15 protein-coding genes are annotated in these 15,767 nt (G+C 55.2%); 12 read left to right on the top strand and 3 right to left on the bottom strand.

Translation table 11 applies throughout. The features are described from left to right. Window positions 1–2: 2 nt before the first annotated feature. Together JGF26_RS06145 and JGF26_RS06140 are read left to right on the top strand one after the other, a co-directional pair. Complete coding sequence (locus JGF26_RS06145) at window positions 3–878, top strand: ABC transporter permease (RefSeq protein ID WP_134707172.1); 876 nt, start codon at window positions 3–5, stop codon at window positions 876–878. Window positions 879–887: 9 nt separating this feature from the next. Continuing rightward, on the top strand, window positions 888–2,489 hold the full coding sequence (locus JGF26_RS06140; RefSeq protein ID WP_134707626.1) for a gamma-glutamyltransferase family protein: 1,602 nt from the start codon (window positions 888–890) through the stop codon (window positions 2,487–2,489). Between the two features lie 51 nt (window positions 2,490–2,540). Here JGF26_RS06140 and JGF26_RS06135 read toward each other — a convergent pair whose 3' ends face one another. Beyond that, window positions 2,541–3,311, bottom strand: coding sequence for an amidohydrolase (locus tag JGF26_RS06135; RefSeq protein ID WP_028017730.1), 771 nt, complete (start codon window positions 3,309–3,311; stop codon window positions 2,541–2,543). Between the two features lie 108 nt (window positions 3,312–3,419). After that, complete coding sequence (gene fadE, locus JGF26_RS06130; RefSeq protein WP_134707173.1) at window positions 3,420–5,864, bottom strand: acyl-CoA dehydrogenase FadE; 2,445 nt, start codon at window positions 5,862–5,864, stop codon at window positions 3,420–3,422. A 239-nt stretch (window positions 5,865–6,103) separates the two neighbouring features. Between fadE and lpcA the strand changes: the two genes are divergently transcribed. Beyond that, window positions 6,104–6,682, top strand: a complete 579-nt coding sequence (gene lpcA, locus JGF26_RS06125) for a D-sedoheptulose 7-phosphate isomerase (protein WP_028017728.1) — start codon at window positions 6,104–6,106, stop codon at window positions 6,680–6,682. 46 nt (window positions 6,683–6,728) lie between these two features. Next, entirely contained in the window at window positions 6,729–7,496 is a 768-nt protein-coding gene (locus tag JGF26_RS06120) for a class II glutamine amidotransferase (RefSeq protein ID WP_028017727.1), read from the top strand. Here JGF26_RS06120 and dpaA read toward each other — a convergent pair. Then, complete coding sequence (dpaA, locus tag JGF26_RS06115) at window positions 7,467–8,207, bottom strand: peptidoglycan meso-diaminopimelic acid protein amidase (protein ID WP_028017726.1); 741 nt, start codon at window positions 8,205–8,207, stop codon at window positions 7,467–7,469. The genes JGF26_RS06120 and dpaA overlap by 30 nt on opposite strands. Before the next feature lie 298 nt (window positions 8,208–8,505). Between dpaA and JGF26_RS06110 the strand changes: the two genes are divergently transcribed. From JGF26_RS06110 to dinB, 8 genes are all read left to right on the top strand, one after another. Next, complete coding sequence (locus JGF26_RS06110; protein WP_028017725.1) at window positions 8,506–9,849, top strand: Na(+)-translocating NADH-quinone reductase subunit A; 1,344 nt, start codon at window positions 8,506–8,508, stop codon at window positions 9,847–9,849. 3 nt (window positions 9,850–9,852) lie between these two features. Beyond that, window positions 9,853–11,088, top strand: coding sequence for an NADH:ubiquinone reductase (Na(+)-transporting) subunit B (locus JGF26_RS06105; protein ID WP_128348683.1), 1,236 nt, complete (start codon window positions 9,853–9,855; stop codon window positions 11,086–11,088). After that, window positions 11,081–11,875 carry a Na(+)-translocating NADH-quinone reductase subunit C gene (locus JGF26_RS06100; RefSeq protein ID WP_028017723.1) on the top strand — a complete coding sequence of 265 codons (795 nt, stop codon included), beginning with the start codon at window positions 11,081–11,083 and terminating at the stop codon, window positions 11,873–11,875. The genes JGF26_RS06105 and JGF26_RS06100 overlap by 8 nt, the downstream gene beginning before the upstream one ends. Further along, on the top strand, window positions 11,868–12,506 hold the full coding sequence (locus JGF26_RS06095; protein WP_128348684.1) for an NADH:ubiquinone reductase (Na(+)-transporting) subunit D: 639 nt from the start codon (window positions 11,868–11,870) through the stop codon (window positions 12,504–12,506). The genes JGF26_RS06100 and JGF26_RS06095 overlap by 8 nt, the downstream gene beginning before the upstream one ends. A gap of 6 nt (window positions 12,507–12,512) precedes the next feature. Next, a complete protein-coding gene (gene nqrE / locus JGF26_RS06090) occupies window positions 12,513–13,109 on the top strand; it encodes an NADH:ubiquinone reductase (Na(+)-transporting) subunit E (protein ID WP_023334613.1) in 597 nt (198 codons plus the stop codon). Window positions 13,110–13,119: 10 nt separating this feature from the next. Further along, entirely contained in the window at window positions 13,120–14,343 is a 1,224-nt protein-coding gene (nqrF, locus tag JGF26_RS06085) for an NADH:ubiquinone reductase (Na(+)-transporting) subunit F (RefSeq protein ID WP_108090740.1), read from the top strand. Further along, window positions 14,343–14,546, top strand: a complete 204-nt coding sequence (gene nqrM / locus JGF26_RS06080; RefSeq protein ID WP_028017721.1) for a (Na+)-NQR maturation NqrM — start codon at window positions 14,343–14,345, stop codon at window positions 14,544–14,546. The genes nqrF and nqrM overlap by 1 nt, the downstream gene beginning before the upstream one ends. A gap of 107 nt (window positions 14,547–14,653) precedes the next feature. Continuing rightward, a complete protein-coding gene (gene dinB, locus JGF26_RS06075) occupies window positions 14,654–15,712 on the top strand; it encodes a DNA polymerase IV (RefSeq protein ID WP_134707174.1) in 1,059 nt (352 codons plus the stop codon). The last annotated feature ends 55 nt before the right edge of the window (window positions 15,713–15,767 follow it).

Raw genomic sequence — 15,767 nt, 5'->3', positions numbered from 1 at the left:
CCATGGCGGAACTGACGACTCAAACCGTTGTGCCTGCACTGCCGCGCGCGCAGAACCGGGTGCTGAAGAAATTCCTCGCCAATAAAAGCGCAGTAATTGGTGCGGTGATTGTGGGCTTCTTTGTGTTGCTCGCGCTGCTGGCGCCGTGGATTGCGCCGTTCGACCCGGTCAAAGCCAACTTCCTGGCGGTGCGCAAAGCACCGTCGGCGATGTACTGGTTCGGCACCGACGAGCTGGGGCGCGACATTTTATCCCGCATTATCTGGGGAGCACGCACCTCGCTGATGGCAGGCTGTATGTCGGTGGTGATTGCCGTTGTCATCGGCGTTCCGCTGGGGCTGGTGGCGGGTTACTTCCAGAAGATGTGGGATGGGGTGATCTCGCGCGTTATCGAGGCGCTACTGGCCTGTCCGTTCCTGATCATGGCGATCGCGCTGGGGGCGTTTTTGGGCCCGAGCCTGACCAACGCCATGATCGCCATCGGTCTTTCGGCGATGCCGATCTTCGCCCGCCTGACGCGCGGGCAGGTGATCGCCATCCGCAACGAAGAGTACATCGACGGTGCGCGGGCGATTGGCCTGCCGGACCGCTGGATCATCATCAAATACATCCTGCCGAATGTAATGTCACCGATCCTGGTGCAGGCCACGCTGGCGATTGCCTCGGCGATTATCGCCGAAGCCAGCCTGTCGTTTTTGGGGCTGGGACAGCAGCCGCCAAATCCGTCCTGGGGCTCGATGCTCAATACCGCGAAAGGTTTCCTGGAGCAGGCTCCGTGGATGTCCGTTTTCCCCGGCGTGGCGATTTTCCTTGCCGTGCAGGGCTTTAATTTACTCGGCGACGGGCTGCGCGATGCGCTCGATCCGCGCCACGACTAAGGAGTCATGATGACCAAAGCGCTTGATTTCACATCCGGTTATGATTCACGACGCCCACCGATGATGGGGCATAATGCCGTTGCTACCTCGCAGCCGCTGGCGGCACAGGCGGGGATGCACATGTTACAACTGGGCGGTAATGCCGTCGACGCGGCCGTTGCTACGGCGATGGCGCTGACGGTAGTCGAGCCCACAGGGAATGGTATTGGTAGCGATGCCTTTGCCATTGTCTGGGATGGGGAAAAGCTCCACGGCCTTAATGCATCGGGCCGCTCACCTGCCAGCTGGCATGCCGATCTGTTTGCTGGCAAAACCGCGGTGCCGGAAATTGGCTGGGACGCAGTGACCGTGCCGGGCGCGGTATCCGGCTGGGTCGCACTGGCGGAACGCTTTGGCACGCTGCCGCTGACCACCCTGGCACAGCCTGCGATTGATTACGCGCGCAACGGTTTTCCGGTCTCTCCGCTGATTGGTCATCTGTGGCAACGGGGCTACAACAAGCTGAAAGACCAGCCGGGCTTTAGTGCGTGTTTTGCCCCTGAGGGACGCGCCCCGCGCATTGGCGAAATATTCCGTAACCCGGCGCAGGCAAACTCGCTGGAGCTGATTGCCAAAACCAACGGCGAAGCGTTTTATCACGGCGAGCTGGCGCAGAAAATTGCTGGCTTTGCCAAAGAACATGGCGCACATCTTACCGCCGACGATCTGGCAAACCATCGTGTAGACTGGGTTAAACTGTTGTCACGTGATTTTGCGGGCGGTTCGGTGCAGGAGTTGCCGCCAAACGGGCAGGGGATCGCCACGCTGATTGCGCTCGGCATTCTGGAGCAGTGCGGTATCGAAAAACACCACCCGGATTCCGTTCAGGCGCTGCACTTGTCTATTGAAGCAATGAAACTGGCGCTGGCCGATCTTGATCGCTACGTGGCGGATGAAGAGCACATGGAATTCGCTGCCAAAGCGCTGCTGAGCGATAGCTATCTCAAATCGCGTGCAGCGCTTATCGATCAGAATAACGCCTCTGATTTCGTCTATGGTTCGCCGACGCAAAGCGGGACGGTCTACATCAGCACAGCGGATGCCAACGGCATGATGGTTTCGTTTATTCAGTCTAACTATATGGGCTTTGGCTCCGGGATTGTGGTGCCGGACACGGGGATCAGCCTGCAAAATCGCGGCTGTGGTTTTTCGCTGGATCCGAATCACCCGAACGCGCTGGCGGGCGGCAAGCGTCCGTTCCACACCATCATTCCTGGCTTTGCGATGGACGGTAAGGGAAAACCGCTGATGTCATTCGGCGTGATGGGCGGACCAATGCAGGCGCAGGGGCACATGCAGATGGCGCTGCGCATTATGCTGCACGGACAAAACCCGCAGGCAGCTATCGACGCGCCGCGCTGGCGCGTGGTGCAGGGGAGAGAGGTGATCGTTGAGTCGACGTTCGATCGCAACACGATTGCGGCGCTACGCGAACGCGGGCATCAGATCGTGGTAGAAGATCCGCTTCAGGATTACAACTTTGGCGGTGCGCAGGTGATTTACCGTCTGCCGGAAGGGCATTACGTTGCCGCGACGGAAAGCCGCAAAGACGGGCAGGCATTAGTGAGTTAATGTTTTATCCGCCCTCTCCCAATGGGAGAGGGCGGTGGTGAGAGGAAAATTTCACCCAATACTAAACGGATCCGCATCCTGCCACGCCGGAAACTTCTCCCGATACTCCTTCAGTGCCGTCAGCGACAGCTCGGCATCAATGCGCGTCGCCTGATGTGGCTCGGCGGTGGCAATGATCTCGCCCTGCGGGTTCACCACCCGGCTGTCGCCGCGATAGTGATGCCCGTTGCCGTCAGTCCCCACGCGGTTACAGCCCACCACGTATGCCTGGTTCTCAATCGCACGCGCCACCAGCAGCGACTGCCAGTGGAGGGAGCGTGGCGCAGGCCAGTTGGCGACATACAGTGCTACGTCGTAATCGTTGCGGTTGCGTGACCAGACTGGGAAGCGCAGGTCATAGCAGACCAGCGGCAGAATTCGCCAGCCGCGCCATTCGAACACCACGCGCTCGTTTCCGGCTTCATAGTGATGATGTTCATCCGCCATACGGAACAGGTGGCGTTTGTCGTAAAAATGCACTTTCCCTTCTGGCTCAACCAGCAGGAAGCGGTTCACCGGCCCGCGCTCGGTTTGCAGGGCGGCGCTGCCCGCGATCAGCGCGTTAGTCTGCTGCGCTTTGGCATGCATCCAGGCGACCACCTCTTCCTGCGGCATCGACTGTTTAGCCGCTTCCATCGCGAAGCCGGTGGTGAACATCTCCGGCAGGACAATCACATCACGCCCGGTAATACCTTCCAGTTGACGATCAAAGTGACGCAGGTTGGCGGGGCCATCCATCCACACTAACGGTTGCTGCAAAATCGAAATCTTCAGACCAGGCACAATTCAGACTCCTCAAACGACCACTTTTTGACACTGTAGCACGACATAACGAGAAAATGTGGCAATAAAAAACCCCGCGCATGGCGGGGTTTGTGCAAGCGAAACGCCTTATGCAGCTTCAGAATTGCGGTGTTTCTCCGGTAGCTTTACCGGCTGCGTCGCCAGCTCATCCGGTTCGAAATCATCCACGTTGATACTGCGCAGACGGCTCTCTTCAGCTTTCACCAGGATTGCAGCTTCATCCTTATCGATGATACCGCCCGCCAGGGCCTGTTTTGCCAGTTCGTCCAGACGGGTAAACGGCAGGTTTTTGCCCAGCTGTTTGCAGATCTTCTGATGAATCGGATCGGCAGCCATCACGTCCAACAGCGCCTCTTCCAGCAGACCCACCGGGTTATGCGGGGTTGGAGCCAGATACTGACCACGACCGATACGTGAACGGGTTGCGCTCGGAACCTGCAGGATCTTCGCTACTTTGTGATCCAGCTTGTCGGATGGTGCCTGGTGATGACGACCGGTCGGGAAGATCACCACGCGCAGGGCTCCGGCCACAAAACGGTTCGGGAAGTTCGCCAGCAGATCGTCAATGGCCTGTTCTGCCTGATACATCGCATCCTGTACGCCCCAGTGGACCAGCGGCAGATCCGCTTCCTGACGACCTTCATCGTCGTAGCGTTTCAGGACCGCAGAGGCCAGGAACACCTGACTCAGCACGTCTCCCAGACGTGCAGAGATACGTTCGCGACGCTTCAGGCTACCGCCCAGCACTGCCATAGAAACGTCAGACAGCAGAGCCAGGTTGGCGCTCAGACGGTTCAACTGTTGATAGTAACGTTTCGTCGCATCACCGGTTGGCGTAGCGCTGGTACGGCCATTCGTCAGACCGAGCCAGAAGCTGCGCATCTTATTGCTACCCACATGACCAATATGTTTGAACAGCAGCTTATCGAAGGCATCTACGTCGTTGTTCTGCGCGGCGGCCATCTCTTCCAGCACGTATGGATGGCAGCGAATGGCACCCTGACCGAAGATCATCATGCTGCGGGTCAGAATATTCGCCCCTTCAACGGTGATTGCGATAGGCGCGCCCTGATAACCACGGGCGAGGAAGTTACCTTCGCCGAGCATAATGCCTTTACCGCCCGCGATATCCATCGCGTCAATGATCGACTGCTGCGCACGGTGAGTACAGTGGTACTTCACGATTGCGGACAGTACAGCTGGTTTCTCGCCCAGCATAATGCCGTAGGTAATCAGGGAAGCTGCGGCATCCATCACATAGGCGTTACCCGCGATACGTGCCAGCGGTTCTTCAATACCTTCCATCTTGCCGATGGAGATTTTGAACTGACGGCGGATGTGAGCGTACGCACCAATCCCCATCGCCACAGATTTCAGACCACCAGTGGAGTTTGACGGCAGGGTAATACCGCGACCTACAGACAGACATTCCACCAGCATACGCCAGCCCTGACCGGCCATTTTCGGGCCACCGATGATGTAATCAATCGGTACAAAGATATCCTGGCCACGCGTTGGACCGTTCTGGAACGGTACGTTCAGCGGGAAGTGACGACGACCAATTTCAACGCCTGGGGTAGAAGTTGGGATCAGCGCACAGGTAATGCCCAGATCTTCTTCTCCACCCAGCAGTTTCTGCGGGTCAGAGAGTTTAAACGCCAGACCGAGCACGGTGGCGATAGGTGCCAGCGTGATGTAGCGCTTGTTCCAGGTCAGGCGCATCCCGAGCACCTGCTCACCCTGCCATTCACCCATGCAAACCACGCCGGTATCCGGGATCGCACCCGCATCGGAGCCCGCTTCCGGGCTGGTCAGCGCGAAGCAAGGGATTTCCAGACCGCGTGCCAGGCGCGGCAGGTAGTGATCTTTCTGCTCTTCCGTACCGTAATGTTGCAGCAGTTCGCCCGGGCCTAAGGAGTTAGGTACGCCGACAGTGATGGCCAGGATCCCAGAGACGCCAGCCAGTTTTTGCAGGACACGGGCCTGAGCGTAAGCGGAGAATTCCAGACCACCGTACTCTTTCTTGATGATCATCGCGAAGAAGCGATGTTCTTTCAGGTACGCCCACAGTTCTGGCGGCAGATCGGCCATTTCATGGGTGATGGCGAAATCATTTGCCATACGGCACGCTTCTTCCACAGGGCCGTCAATAAAGGCCTGTTCTTCAGCAGTCAGACGTGGCTGTGGGTAGTTATGCAGCTTTTTCCAGTCCGGGTTACCCTGGAACAGGTCGCCTTCCCACCAGGTGGTGCCCGCATCAATCGCTTCTTTTTCAGTACGCGACATTGGCGGCATCACTTTGCGGAAACCTTTGAACACCGGGGCAGAAATCATGGATTTACGCATCGGGGCAAAGTTAAACGGCAGAAGAATGATAGCGAGTGGGACTAAAAGCCAGATATTCCAGAGACCTGCGACGCCAAGCGCAGCCGTCCAGGCCAGAAGAATCAGGCTGCTCAGGAATAAACTTACACGGTGATAGAACAACACACCGAGCAGAACAACGGTTGCGAGAATGCTCAAAATCATCATAAAGAAAAGCTCCCTTGCTTGTAGGAGGTCTGACCACTTGTGATGATATGGTTGTAGTTGATGTGAATTCTTTTAGCAATGTGTTTACAAAATAATTACAACCTGGTTCACATTGTTCGTGTTTTAGCCGGCACAAAAAATCAAAACGCCGGGCGATTCGTATGGCTTTAGCTTCTCGCTTTTCCCGCTATCCGGTACACTCCACTGTGTTATTTCATCAATACTGAAGGATTATCCTCATGTACCAGGATCTTATTCGTAACGAACTGAACGAAGCGGCGGAAACGCTGGCTAACTTTCTGAAAGATGATGCCAATATTCACGCTATTCAGCGCGCGGCGGTCCTGCTGGCCGACAGTTTCAAAGCCGGGGGCAAAGTGCTCTCTTGCGGTAACGGCGGTTCCCACTGCGACGCCATGCACTTCGCAGAAGAGTTGACCGGGCGTTATCGCGAAAACCGTCCGGGTTACCCGGCGATTGCGATCTCTGATGTGAGCCATATCTCCTGCGTGAGCAACGATTTTGGTTACGACTACGTCTTCTCCCGCTATGTTGAAGCGGTCGGACGTGAAGGCGACGTGCTGCTGGGTATCTCTACCTCTGGTAACTCCGGTAACGTGATCAAAGCGATTGCTGCCGCGCGCGAAAAAGGGATGAAAGTCATCACCCTGACCGGTAAAGATGGCGGTAAAATGGCGGGTACGGCGGATATTGAAATTCGCGTTCCGCACTTCGGTTATGCTGACCGCATTCAGGAAATTCACATCAAAGTGATCCATATCCTGATCCAGCTGATCGAAAAAGAGATGGTTAAGTAAGACTTCGCTGGGGGCTGAATTGCCCCCGCTGTTGTGGAGGTGATGTATGTGCGAATTGCTCGGGATGAGCGCCAATGTGCCAACCGATATCTGCTTTAGTTTCACCGGGCTGGTTCAGCGTGGTGGAGGAACCGGGCCTCATAAAGACGGCTGGGGCATCACTTTCTACGAAGGCAAAGGGTGTCGCACGTTCAAAGATCCACAACCCAGCTTTAACTCACCGATCGCTAAACTGGTGCAGGACTATCCCATTAAATCCTGTTCGGTGATTGCCCACATCCGCCAGGCAAACCGTGGCGAAGTGGCGCTGGAAAATACCCATCCGTTTACCCGTGAACTGTGGGGCCGTAACTGGACCTATGCACACAATGGGCAACTCACGGGTTATAAATCGCTGGAGACGGGCAATTTCCGCCCGGTTGGCGAAACCGACAGTGAAAAAGCCTTCTGCTGGTTACTGCACAAGCTGACGGAGCGCTATCCCCGCACGCCTGGTAACATGGCCGCCGTGTTTAAATACATCGCGACGCTGGCGTCGGAGCTACGCGAAAAAGGCGTGTTTAACATGCTGCTCTCTGACGGGCGCTATGTGATGGCGTTCTGCTCGACAAATCTGTTCTGGATCACCCGTCGTGCACCGTTTGGCGTTGCGACCTTGCTCGATCAGGATGTGGAGATTGATTTTCAGAAGGAGACCACACCGAACGATGTGGTCACTGTCATTGCAACGCAGCCGCTGACGGGCAACGAAACCTGGCAAAAGATTATGCCAGGCGAGTGGGTGCTATTTTGTCTCGGGGACCGTGTAATTTGACGCCAGCTGTGGATGGACGACTTCGTGGCTCAGCGGTTTGCTGACCACGTAACGGCCATCTACGATAGAGACCACTGGTGGCTTGTGGGTCTGCTCAAAGTAGTCGTAACCAGGTTTCAGCTGTTTCCAGAAATCCGCGTAGTAAGAGTACTTGTGGCGTGCCATGTTGGCATCGGTCATGCGGAACGGATAGATGCTGACCTGAACGTTAGGTTGCCCAAAGACCAGCGCGCCCGTCACGAACTGGAAAATCTCATCAATGCCGGAATCGGTCATCGCATAACAGCCGATAGACACGCAGGCACCGTGGATCATCAGGTATTTACCTTCATAACCGTGAGCACGGTCATAGGCATTCGGGAAGCCGATGTTAATGGCTTTATAGAAGCGGCTGTCAGGTTTGAGCTGGTTACGCTGAACGCTGTAAAACCCTTCCGGACTTTTGAAATCGCCCTGACGCTGTTTTGGCCCCAGCCCGCCGGAGTAGTTACAAATTTTGTAGCTATCAAGCAGCTGATAAGTCTCGCCCATTTTTACAAACAGATCGAGAGTGCGCTCTTCCTTGAAGATCTGAATATAAACCGGCGATCCCATTAACTGCTGTTTATATTCTTTGCTGATCGGCGTCGTTGAGCTATTACTGCTGAGCAGCCCGGCAAACGACATGCACGGAATCAGAAGCATCGCAATGAACAATGCGATTTTACGCATACTACTAGTTCCTTGATAAAACCATGACCAACTTGCCAGGACGGCAAAAGAGACCCGAAATCAGATTATTCTGTTAGGAGCGCTCACATTAGCACCGCCAGAGATTTTCGCAAGAGCCGGGCGGTGAGTTTACAAATTAGTTTTACTTTATAAACCATCACAATCGCGTTTGCGCCAGGAACTTTGCGCAATAGCTCGCAATTTGGCGCCCCCGACGGCGGATTACCTGCCCGTCAGAAGGTGAAAATGGTACACTCCGCGTCCACTGGATTGTTGTTTATGGAAACCTGCTAACCACATGTTTAAAATAAAAAAAGGACTTAATTTGCCGATTGCAGGCGTGCCTGAGCAGCTCGTCTCGTCAGGCGCAAGTGTCCGTCATGTTGCCATTTTAGGTGATGATTATCTGGGAATGCGTCCTTCTATGCTGGTGCAGGAGGGCGATCGCGTGATTAAAGGGCAGGCGCTCTTTGAGGACAAAAAAAATCCCGGCGTCATGTTCACGGCACCCGCAAGCGGCACTGTTGTCGCGATCAACCGCGGCGAACGCCGCGTTCTGCAGTCGGTGGTTATCCGTATTGAAGGCGATGAGCAGTGTGAATTTGCGCATTATGACGCCGCAGACCTCGCATCGCTGAGCCGTGACGCGGTTCAGGCTCAGCTTCTGGCGTCTGGTTTATGGACCGCGCTTCGCACGCGTCCTTTTAGCAAATCACCTGTTCCGGGTACGGAACCGGCCGCTATTTTTGTTACGGCAATCGACACCAACCCGCTCAGCGCAGACCCGCAACCGGTTATTCTGTCTCAGCGAAAAGCCTTTGATGCCGGGCTGACTATTTTAACCCGCCTGACCTCAGGAAAGGTCCACGTCTGTCAGGCTGGTGGCGGTAAGCTCGGTGGGCACCCGCAGGGGCAGGTGACATTTAATGAGTTTGCAGGCCCTCATCCCGCAGGTCTGGTCGGGACGCATATTCACTTTCTTGAACCCGTGAGCCTGACGAAACAGGTCTGGCACCTGAATTATCAGGATGTTATTGCCATCGGTACGCTGTTTACCACGGGTGAACTCAGGGCTGAACGGGTAATCGCCATCGGCGGGCCGCAAGCGGCCAACCCGCGTCTGGTGAAAACGCTGCTGGGCGCTGACATTAATGAACTGCTGGTGGGTGAAATAAAAGAGGGCGAAAACCGCCTGATCTCCGGCTCGGTTCTCAGCGGACGCCATGCCGTGAATGCGCACGCTTATCTGGGGCGTTTCCATTTGCAGGTCAGCATTGTGCAGGAAGGGCGCGAGAAAGAGCTGTTTGGCTGGGTTCTGCCCGGTGCGGAAAAATACTCCGTCACCCGGACCACGCTGGGCCATTTCCTGCGCCATAAACTCTTTAACTTCTCGACCAGCACGCATGGCGGAGAGCGCGCGATGGTACCCATTGGCAACTACGAGCGCGTCATGCCGCTGGATATTCTGCCGACCATGCTGCTGCGCGATCTGCTCGCCGGCGATACCGACAGCGCTCAGGCATTGGGTTGCCTGGAGCTGGACGAAGAAGATCTGGCGCTTTGTACCTATGTTTGTCCGGGAAAATACGAATACGGACCCGTATTGCGCGAGGTGTTAACCCGCATTGAGCAGGAAGGATAACCGATGGGCTTAAAACACCTCTTTGAAAAAATTGAGCCGCACTTTACCGAAGGGAAGCTCAAAAAGTATTACCCGCTGTATGAAGCGACGACCACCATTTTTTACACGCCAGGCCTGGTGACGAAAGGCGCGGCACACGTTCGCGATGCCATCGATCTGAAGCGAATGATGATTCTGGTGTGGTTTGCGGTCTTCCCGGCCATGTTCTGGGGCATGTACAACGTGGGGCTGCAGACCATTCCTGCACTGCATCATCTGTACGATGCTCAGCAGCTGGCGCAGGTGCTCCAGTCTGACTGGCACTACCGTCTGGCGCAGTCATTGGGCGTGAGCTTTGCGTCAGACGCGGGCTGGGTCAGCATGATGACGCTGGGGGCGGTGTTCTTCCTGCCGATCTACATCACGGTATTTATCGTGGGTGGCTTCTGGGAAGTGCTGTTTGCCATCATCCGTAAACATGAGATCAACGAAGGCTTCTTCGTTACTTCCATTCTTTTTGCCCTGATTGTTCCGCCAACATTACCGCTCTGGCAGGCTGCGCTGGGGATTAGCTTTGGTGTGGTGATTGCGAAAGAGATCTTCGGCGGGACCGGGCGTAACTTCCTCAACCCAGCGCTGGCGGGACGTGCGTTCCTGTTCTTTGCCTATCCTGCACAAATATCAGGCGATCTGGTATGGACAGCGGCGGATGGTTTCTCCGGTGCGACACCTCTTTCTCAGTGGGCGGCACACGGGGGCGAAACGCTGGTTAACAACGCGACAGGCCAGCCTGTTACCTGGTTTGATGCCTTTATTGGCAACATACCGGGCTCCATTGGGGAAGTCTCTACGCTGATGATTTTGCTGGGTGGTGCGATCATTCTTTTCGGTCGCGTGGCCTCCTGGCGGATTGTTGCCGGTGTGATGATCGGCATGGTGCTGACCGCCACGATGTTCAATGTGATCGGTTCGACTACCAATCCGATGTTCTCCATGCCGTGGTACTGGCATCTGGTGTTGGGGGGCTTCGCATTCGGCATGATGTTTATGGCGACCGATCCCGTCTCTGCCTCGTTTACTGATAAAGGTAAATGGAGCTATGGCGTGCTCATTGGTGCGATGTGTGTCCTGATTCGTGTGGTCAACCCGGCGTATCCGGAAGGGATGATGTTGGCCATTCTGTTTGCCAACCTGTTTGCGCCACTTTTCGATTATCTGGTGGTGCGTGCCAATATTCAGCGGAGGAAGGCGCGTGGCTGAAGTTAAAAATAACGACAGCATCAGCAAAACGCTGCTGGTGGTGCTGGTGCTCTGCCTTGTCTGTTCCATTGTGGTGGCCGGTTCTGCCGTGGGGTTAAAGCCGCGACAGCAGGAGCAGCGCGCGCTGGATAAACAGCGCAATATCCTGGCTGTTGCCGGGCTGATGCAGGAAGGTATGAATGCCGACGACGTCTCTGCAGTCTTTGCTGAGCGCATTACCGCGCGTCTGGTGGATTTAAAAACCGGGCAACTGCTGGATAAAGATCCGGCGAAATACAACCAGTCGCTGGCATTAAAAGACCCGCAGATGAGCCTGACGCTGGACGCCTCACAGGATCCGGCTGGCATCAAGCGTCGCAGTAATCTTGCCGAAATCTATCTCGTGCGCGATGAACAAAAACGGGTGCAGGAAGTGGTAGTGCCCATCTACGGCAACGGCCTGTGGTCGATGATGTACGCCTTTGTGGCGCTTGATACGGATGGTCGCACTGTGAAAGGCATTACGTACTATGACCAGGGCGAAACGCCGGGGCTCGGCGGTGAAGTGGAGAACCCTAACTGGCGGGCACAGTTTGTCGGCAAGAAAGTGCTCGACGATAACGGTCTGCCTGCGCTGAAGGTAATGAAAGGGGCTGCTCGTCCCGGTGACGACTACGCCGTCGACGGGCTTTCCGGTGCCACGCTCACCTCAAAAGGCGTGCAGCACAGTTTTGATTTCTGGATGGGCGAGCTGGGCTTTGGTCCTTTCCTGAAAAACGTACGTGAAGGAGCGCTGAACAATGGCTGATACCGGTGAACTGAAAGAAGTCAAAAAGGTGCTCATTGGCCCGTTGCTCGCCAATAACCCAATCACGCTGCAGGTACTGGGTGTCTGTTCAGCTCTGGCGGTGACGACCAAGCTGGAAACAGCGGTAGTGATGACGTTGGCAGTCACGCTGGTTACCGCGTTTTCCAGCATGTTTATCTCCATGCTCCGTCACCACATTCCCAACAGCGTGAGGATCATTGTGCAGATGGCGATCATCGCCTCGCTTGTGATCGTGGTCGATCAGCTATTGCGCGCCTTCGCCTATGAAACCTCCAAACAGCTGTCGGTGTTTGTTGGTCTGATTATCACCAACTGTATCGTGATGGGGCGTGCGGAAGCCTACGCCATGAAAATGCCGCCGCTGGCGAGCTTTATGGACGGCATCGGCAACGGCCTTGGCTACGGTGTGATCCTGCTGACTGTGGGGTTCCTGCGAGAGCTGATTGGCAGCGGTAAGCTGTTTGGCATCACGGTGCTGGACACGGTGCAGAACGGTGGCTGGTATCTGCCGAATGGACTGTTCCTGCTGGCCCCCAGCGCATTTTTCATTATCGGTTTGCTGATCTGGCTTATTCGTACTTTGAGACCAGAACAGCAGGAAAAGGAGTAACCGACGATGGCTCATTACCTGAGTTTATTTGTGCGTGCGGTGTTTGTTGAAAACATGGCGCTCGCGTTCTTCCTCGGCATGTGTACGTTCCTTGCCGTGTCCAAGAAGGTCTCGACGGCATTTGGCCTGGGCGTAGCGGTTACCGTGGTGCTCGGCTTATCGGTGCCGATCAACAACCTGGTATACAACTTTGTACTGCGGGACGGCGCGCTGGTGGAAGGCGTTGATCTCAGCTTCCTGAACTTCATCACCTTTATCGGTGTGATTGCGGCGCTGGTGCAAATCCTTGAGATGATCCTCGATAAGTATTTCCCGTCGCTATACAACGCGCTGGGGATCTTCCTGCCGTTGATCGCGGTGAACTGCGCCATCTTCGGCGGCGTCTCGTTTATGGTTCAGCGTGATTACAACTTCAGTGAATCCGTGGTGTACGGTTTCGGTTCTGGCATTGGCTGGATGCTGGCGATTGTCACCATGGCGGGGATCCGCGAAAAAATGAAATATGCCAACGTGCCTGCAGGCCTGCGTGGCTTAGGGATCACCTTTATCACCACCGGGCTGATGGCGCTGGGCTTTATGTCCTTCTCCGGTGTGCAGCTATAAGGGCTAACTGATGGAAATTATGCTTGGCGTGGCGATGTTCACGCTGATTGTACTGGTGTTGTCAGGGCTTATTCTGGTGGCACGTGCGAAGCTGGTGAATGCCGGCGACGTGGTGATTGATATTAACGACGAGCCGCAGAACCAGATCCGTACGCCCGCCGGAGATAAACTGTTGAATACGCTCTCCGGCAACGGGATCTTTGTCTCTTCGGCCTGTGGCGGCGGTGGTTCCTGTGGACAGTGCCGCGTTACGGTGAAAGAGGGTGGAGGAGATATCCTGCCAACCGAACTGGCGCATATCACAAAGCGTGAGGCAAAAGAGGGCTGTCGTCTGGCCTGCCAGGTCGCCGTACGTCAGAACATGAAAATAGAGCTGCCGGAAGAGATCTTTGGCGTTAAAAAATGGGAATGTGAAGTTATCTCTAATGATAACAAAGCCACGTTTATCAAAGAGTTGAAGCTGCGGGTGCCGGAAGGGGAAGATGTTCCGTTCCGCGCCGGAGGATACATTCAGATTGAGTGCCCGAAACACGCTGTGGCGTATGCTGACTTCGACGTGCCGGATGAGTACCGCGCCGACTGGGACAAATTCAATCTCTTCCGCTTTGTATCGGAGGTAAAAGAGCCAACGCTACGCGCCTACTCGATGGCTAACTACCCGGAAGAGAAGGGCATCATCATGCTCAATGTGCGTATCGCCACGCCGCCACCGAATGTGCCGGATGCACCGCCGGGTGTCATGTCTTCGTACATCTGGTCTCTCAAGCCTGGTGACAAAGTGACGATCTCCGGTCCGTTCGGTGAGTTCTTTGCCAAAGATACCGACGCGGAAATGGTGTTTATCGGCGGCGGTGCCGGCATGGCCCCGATGCGCTCGCACATCTTTGATCAGCTCAAACGACTGGGTAGCCAGCGTAAAATCAGCTTCTGGTACGGGGCCCGTTCGCTGCGTGAGATGTTCTACGACGATGAGTTCGAACAGCTGGCGCGTGAAAACCCGAACTTTACCTTCCACGTGGCGCTTTCCGATCCGCAGCCGGAAGATAACTGGACGGGCTATACGGGGTTCATCCACAACGTGCTGTATGAAAACTACCTCAAACAGCATCCTGCGCCGGAAGACTGCGAGTTTTATATGTGTGGCCCGCCAGTAATGAACGCCGCAGTCATTAAGATGCTGAAAGATCTTGGCGTGGAAGATGAGAACATCATGCTTGATGACTTTGGAGGCTGATGATGCTGACGTTTCTGGCAACCTTTGCGGTTTTTGTGCTTGTCATCTTCGGCATGTCGTTAGGCTGGATCGTTAAGCGGAAAAGCCTTCAGGGCAGCTGCGGCGGCATCTCTTCCATTGGGATGAAGAAGGTGTGCGATTGCCCGGAACCGTGCGATGCCCGTAAAAAACGCATGGCGCGCGAGCAGCAGCGCATCATTTAATCTGGTAGGTTGGGTAAGGCGAAACCGCCACCCGACAATTCTCACGCACACTTCTCAACCCTCATTTATTTACTGTATACTTATCCAGTAATGAGTGAGGGCTTACTATGCGCAAAATAATCCATGTTGATATGGACTGCTTTTTTGCCGCAGTGGAGATGCGTGACAACCCGGCGCTGCGGGATATTCCCATCGCCATTGGCGGCAGCCGCGTTCAGCGTGGTGTTATCAGCACCGCCAACTACCCTGCGCGTAAATTTGGCGTGCGCAGCGCCATGCCTACCGCAATGGCCCTGAAGCTTTGCCCTCATCTCACTCTTTTACCCGGTCGCTTTGACGCTTACAAAGAGGCCTCAATTCATATTCGGGAAATCTTCTCCCGCTACACCTCTCGGATAGAACCGCTGTCGCTGGACGAAGCCTATCTTGATGTGACCGAAAGCGTACACTGCCACGGCTCAGCAACCCTGATGGCACAGGAAATCCGCCAGACCATCTTCAAAGAATTAAATCTGACCGCGTCGGCAGGAGTCGCTCCGGTGAAATTTCTGGCCAAGATCGCCTCCGATTTAAATAAGCCCAACGGTCAGTACGTCATCACGCCGGAAGAGGTGCCTGCGTTCTTAAAAACGCTGCCACTTGGCAAAATCCCTGGTGTGGGAAAAGTATCTGCTGCAAAGCTGGAAAGTATGGGATTACGGACCTGTGAAGATGTGCAGCGAAGCGATCTGGCTATGCTGCTTAAGCGTTTTGGAAAATTTGGGCGCGTGCTGTGGGAGCGCAGCCAGGGGATTGACGATCGCGATGTGAACAGTGAACGGTTACGGAAATCCGTTGGGGTTGAGCGAACGCTGATTGAAGACATTCATGACTGGTCTGAATGCGAAACCATCATTACGGAACAGCTCTATCCTGAGCTGGAGCGACGCTTGCTCAAGGTGAAACCGGATCTGCTCATTGCCCGTCAGGGTATCAAATTAAAATTCAACGATTTCCAGCAGACCACGCAGGAACACGTCTGGCCGCGTCTGAATAAAGAGGATCTCATTGCGACGGCGAAAAAGGCATGGGAAGAACGAAGAGGAGGGCGAGGGGTGAGGCTGGTGGGATTGCACGTCACGCTGCTGGACCCGCAGTTAGAGCGGCAGCTGGTTTTGGGATTGTAAAAAAGCCCGGAAGTACTTACCGGGCCTACGTTTTTCACCCTCTCCCTTTTGGTGA

The organism is Enterobacter sp. E1, from assembly GCF_016809815.1.
Lineage (GTDB): Bacteria > Pseudomonadota > Gammaproteobacteria > Enterobacterales > Enterobacteriaceae > Enterobacter > Enterobacter adelaidei.
This window is presented reverse-complemented; position numbering and strand designations above follow the sequence as displayed.

What these genes read in the sequence shown, in the direction of transcription:
- JGF26_RS06145 (WP_134707172.1), top strand. Translation starts at nt 3, where the DNA reads ATGGCGGAACTGACGACTCAAACCGTTGTGCCTGCACTGCCGCGCGCG.
- nqrF (WP_108090740.1), top strand. Translation starts at nt 13,120, where the DNA reads ATGGAAATTATGCTTGGCGTGGCGATGTTCACGCTGATTGTACTGGTG.
- JGF26_RS06120 (WP_028017727.1), top strand. Translation starts at nt 6,729, where the DNA reads ATGTGCGAATTGCTCGGGATGAGCGCCAATGTGCCAACCGATATCTGC.
- fadE (WP_134707173.1), bottom strand. Translation starts at nt 5,864, where the DNA reads ATGATGATTTTGAGCATTCTCGCAACCGTTGTTCTGCTCGGTGTGTTG.
- nqrM (WP_028017721.1), top strand. Translation starts at nt 14,343, where the DNA reads ATGATGCTGACGTTTCTGGCAACCTTTGCGGTTTTTGTGCTTGTCATC.
- dpaA (WP_028017726.1), bottom strand. Translation starts at nt 8,207, where the DNA reads ATGCGTAAAATCGCATTGTTCATTGCGATGCTTCTGATTCCGTGCATG.
- JGF26_RS06095 (WP_128348684.1), top strand. Translation starts at nt 11,868, where the DNA reads ATGGCTGATACCGGTGAACTGAAAGAAGTCAAAAAGGTGCTCATTGGC.
- nqrE (WP_023334613.1), top strand. Translation starts at nt 12,513, where the DNA reads ATGGCTCATTACCTGAGTTTATTTGTGCGTGCGGTGTTTGTTGAAAAC.
- JGF26_RS06140 (WP_134707626.1), top strand. Translation starts at nt 888, where the DNA reads ATGACCAAAGCGCTTGATTTCACATCCGGTTATGATTCACGACGCCCA.
- JGF26_RS06110 (WP_028017725.1), top strand. Translation starts at nt 8,506, where the DNA reads ATGTTTAAAATAAAAAAAGGACTTAATTTGCCGATTGCAGGCGTGCCT.
- lpcA (WP_028017728.1), top strand. Translation starts at nt 6,104, where the DNA reads ATGTACCAGGATCTTATTCGTAACGAACTGAACGAAGCGGCGGAAACG.
- JGF26_RS06105 (WP_128348683.1), top strand. Translation starts at nt 9,853, where the DNA reads ATGGGCTTAAAACACCTCTTTGAAAAAATTGAGCCGCACTTTACCGAA.
- dinB (WP_134707174.1), top strand. Translation starts at nt 14,654, where the DNA reads ATGCGCAAAATAATCCATGTTGATATGGACTGCTTTTTTGCCGCAGTG.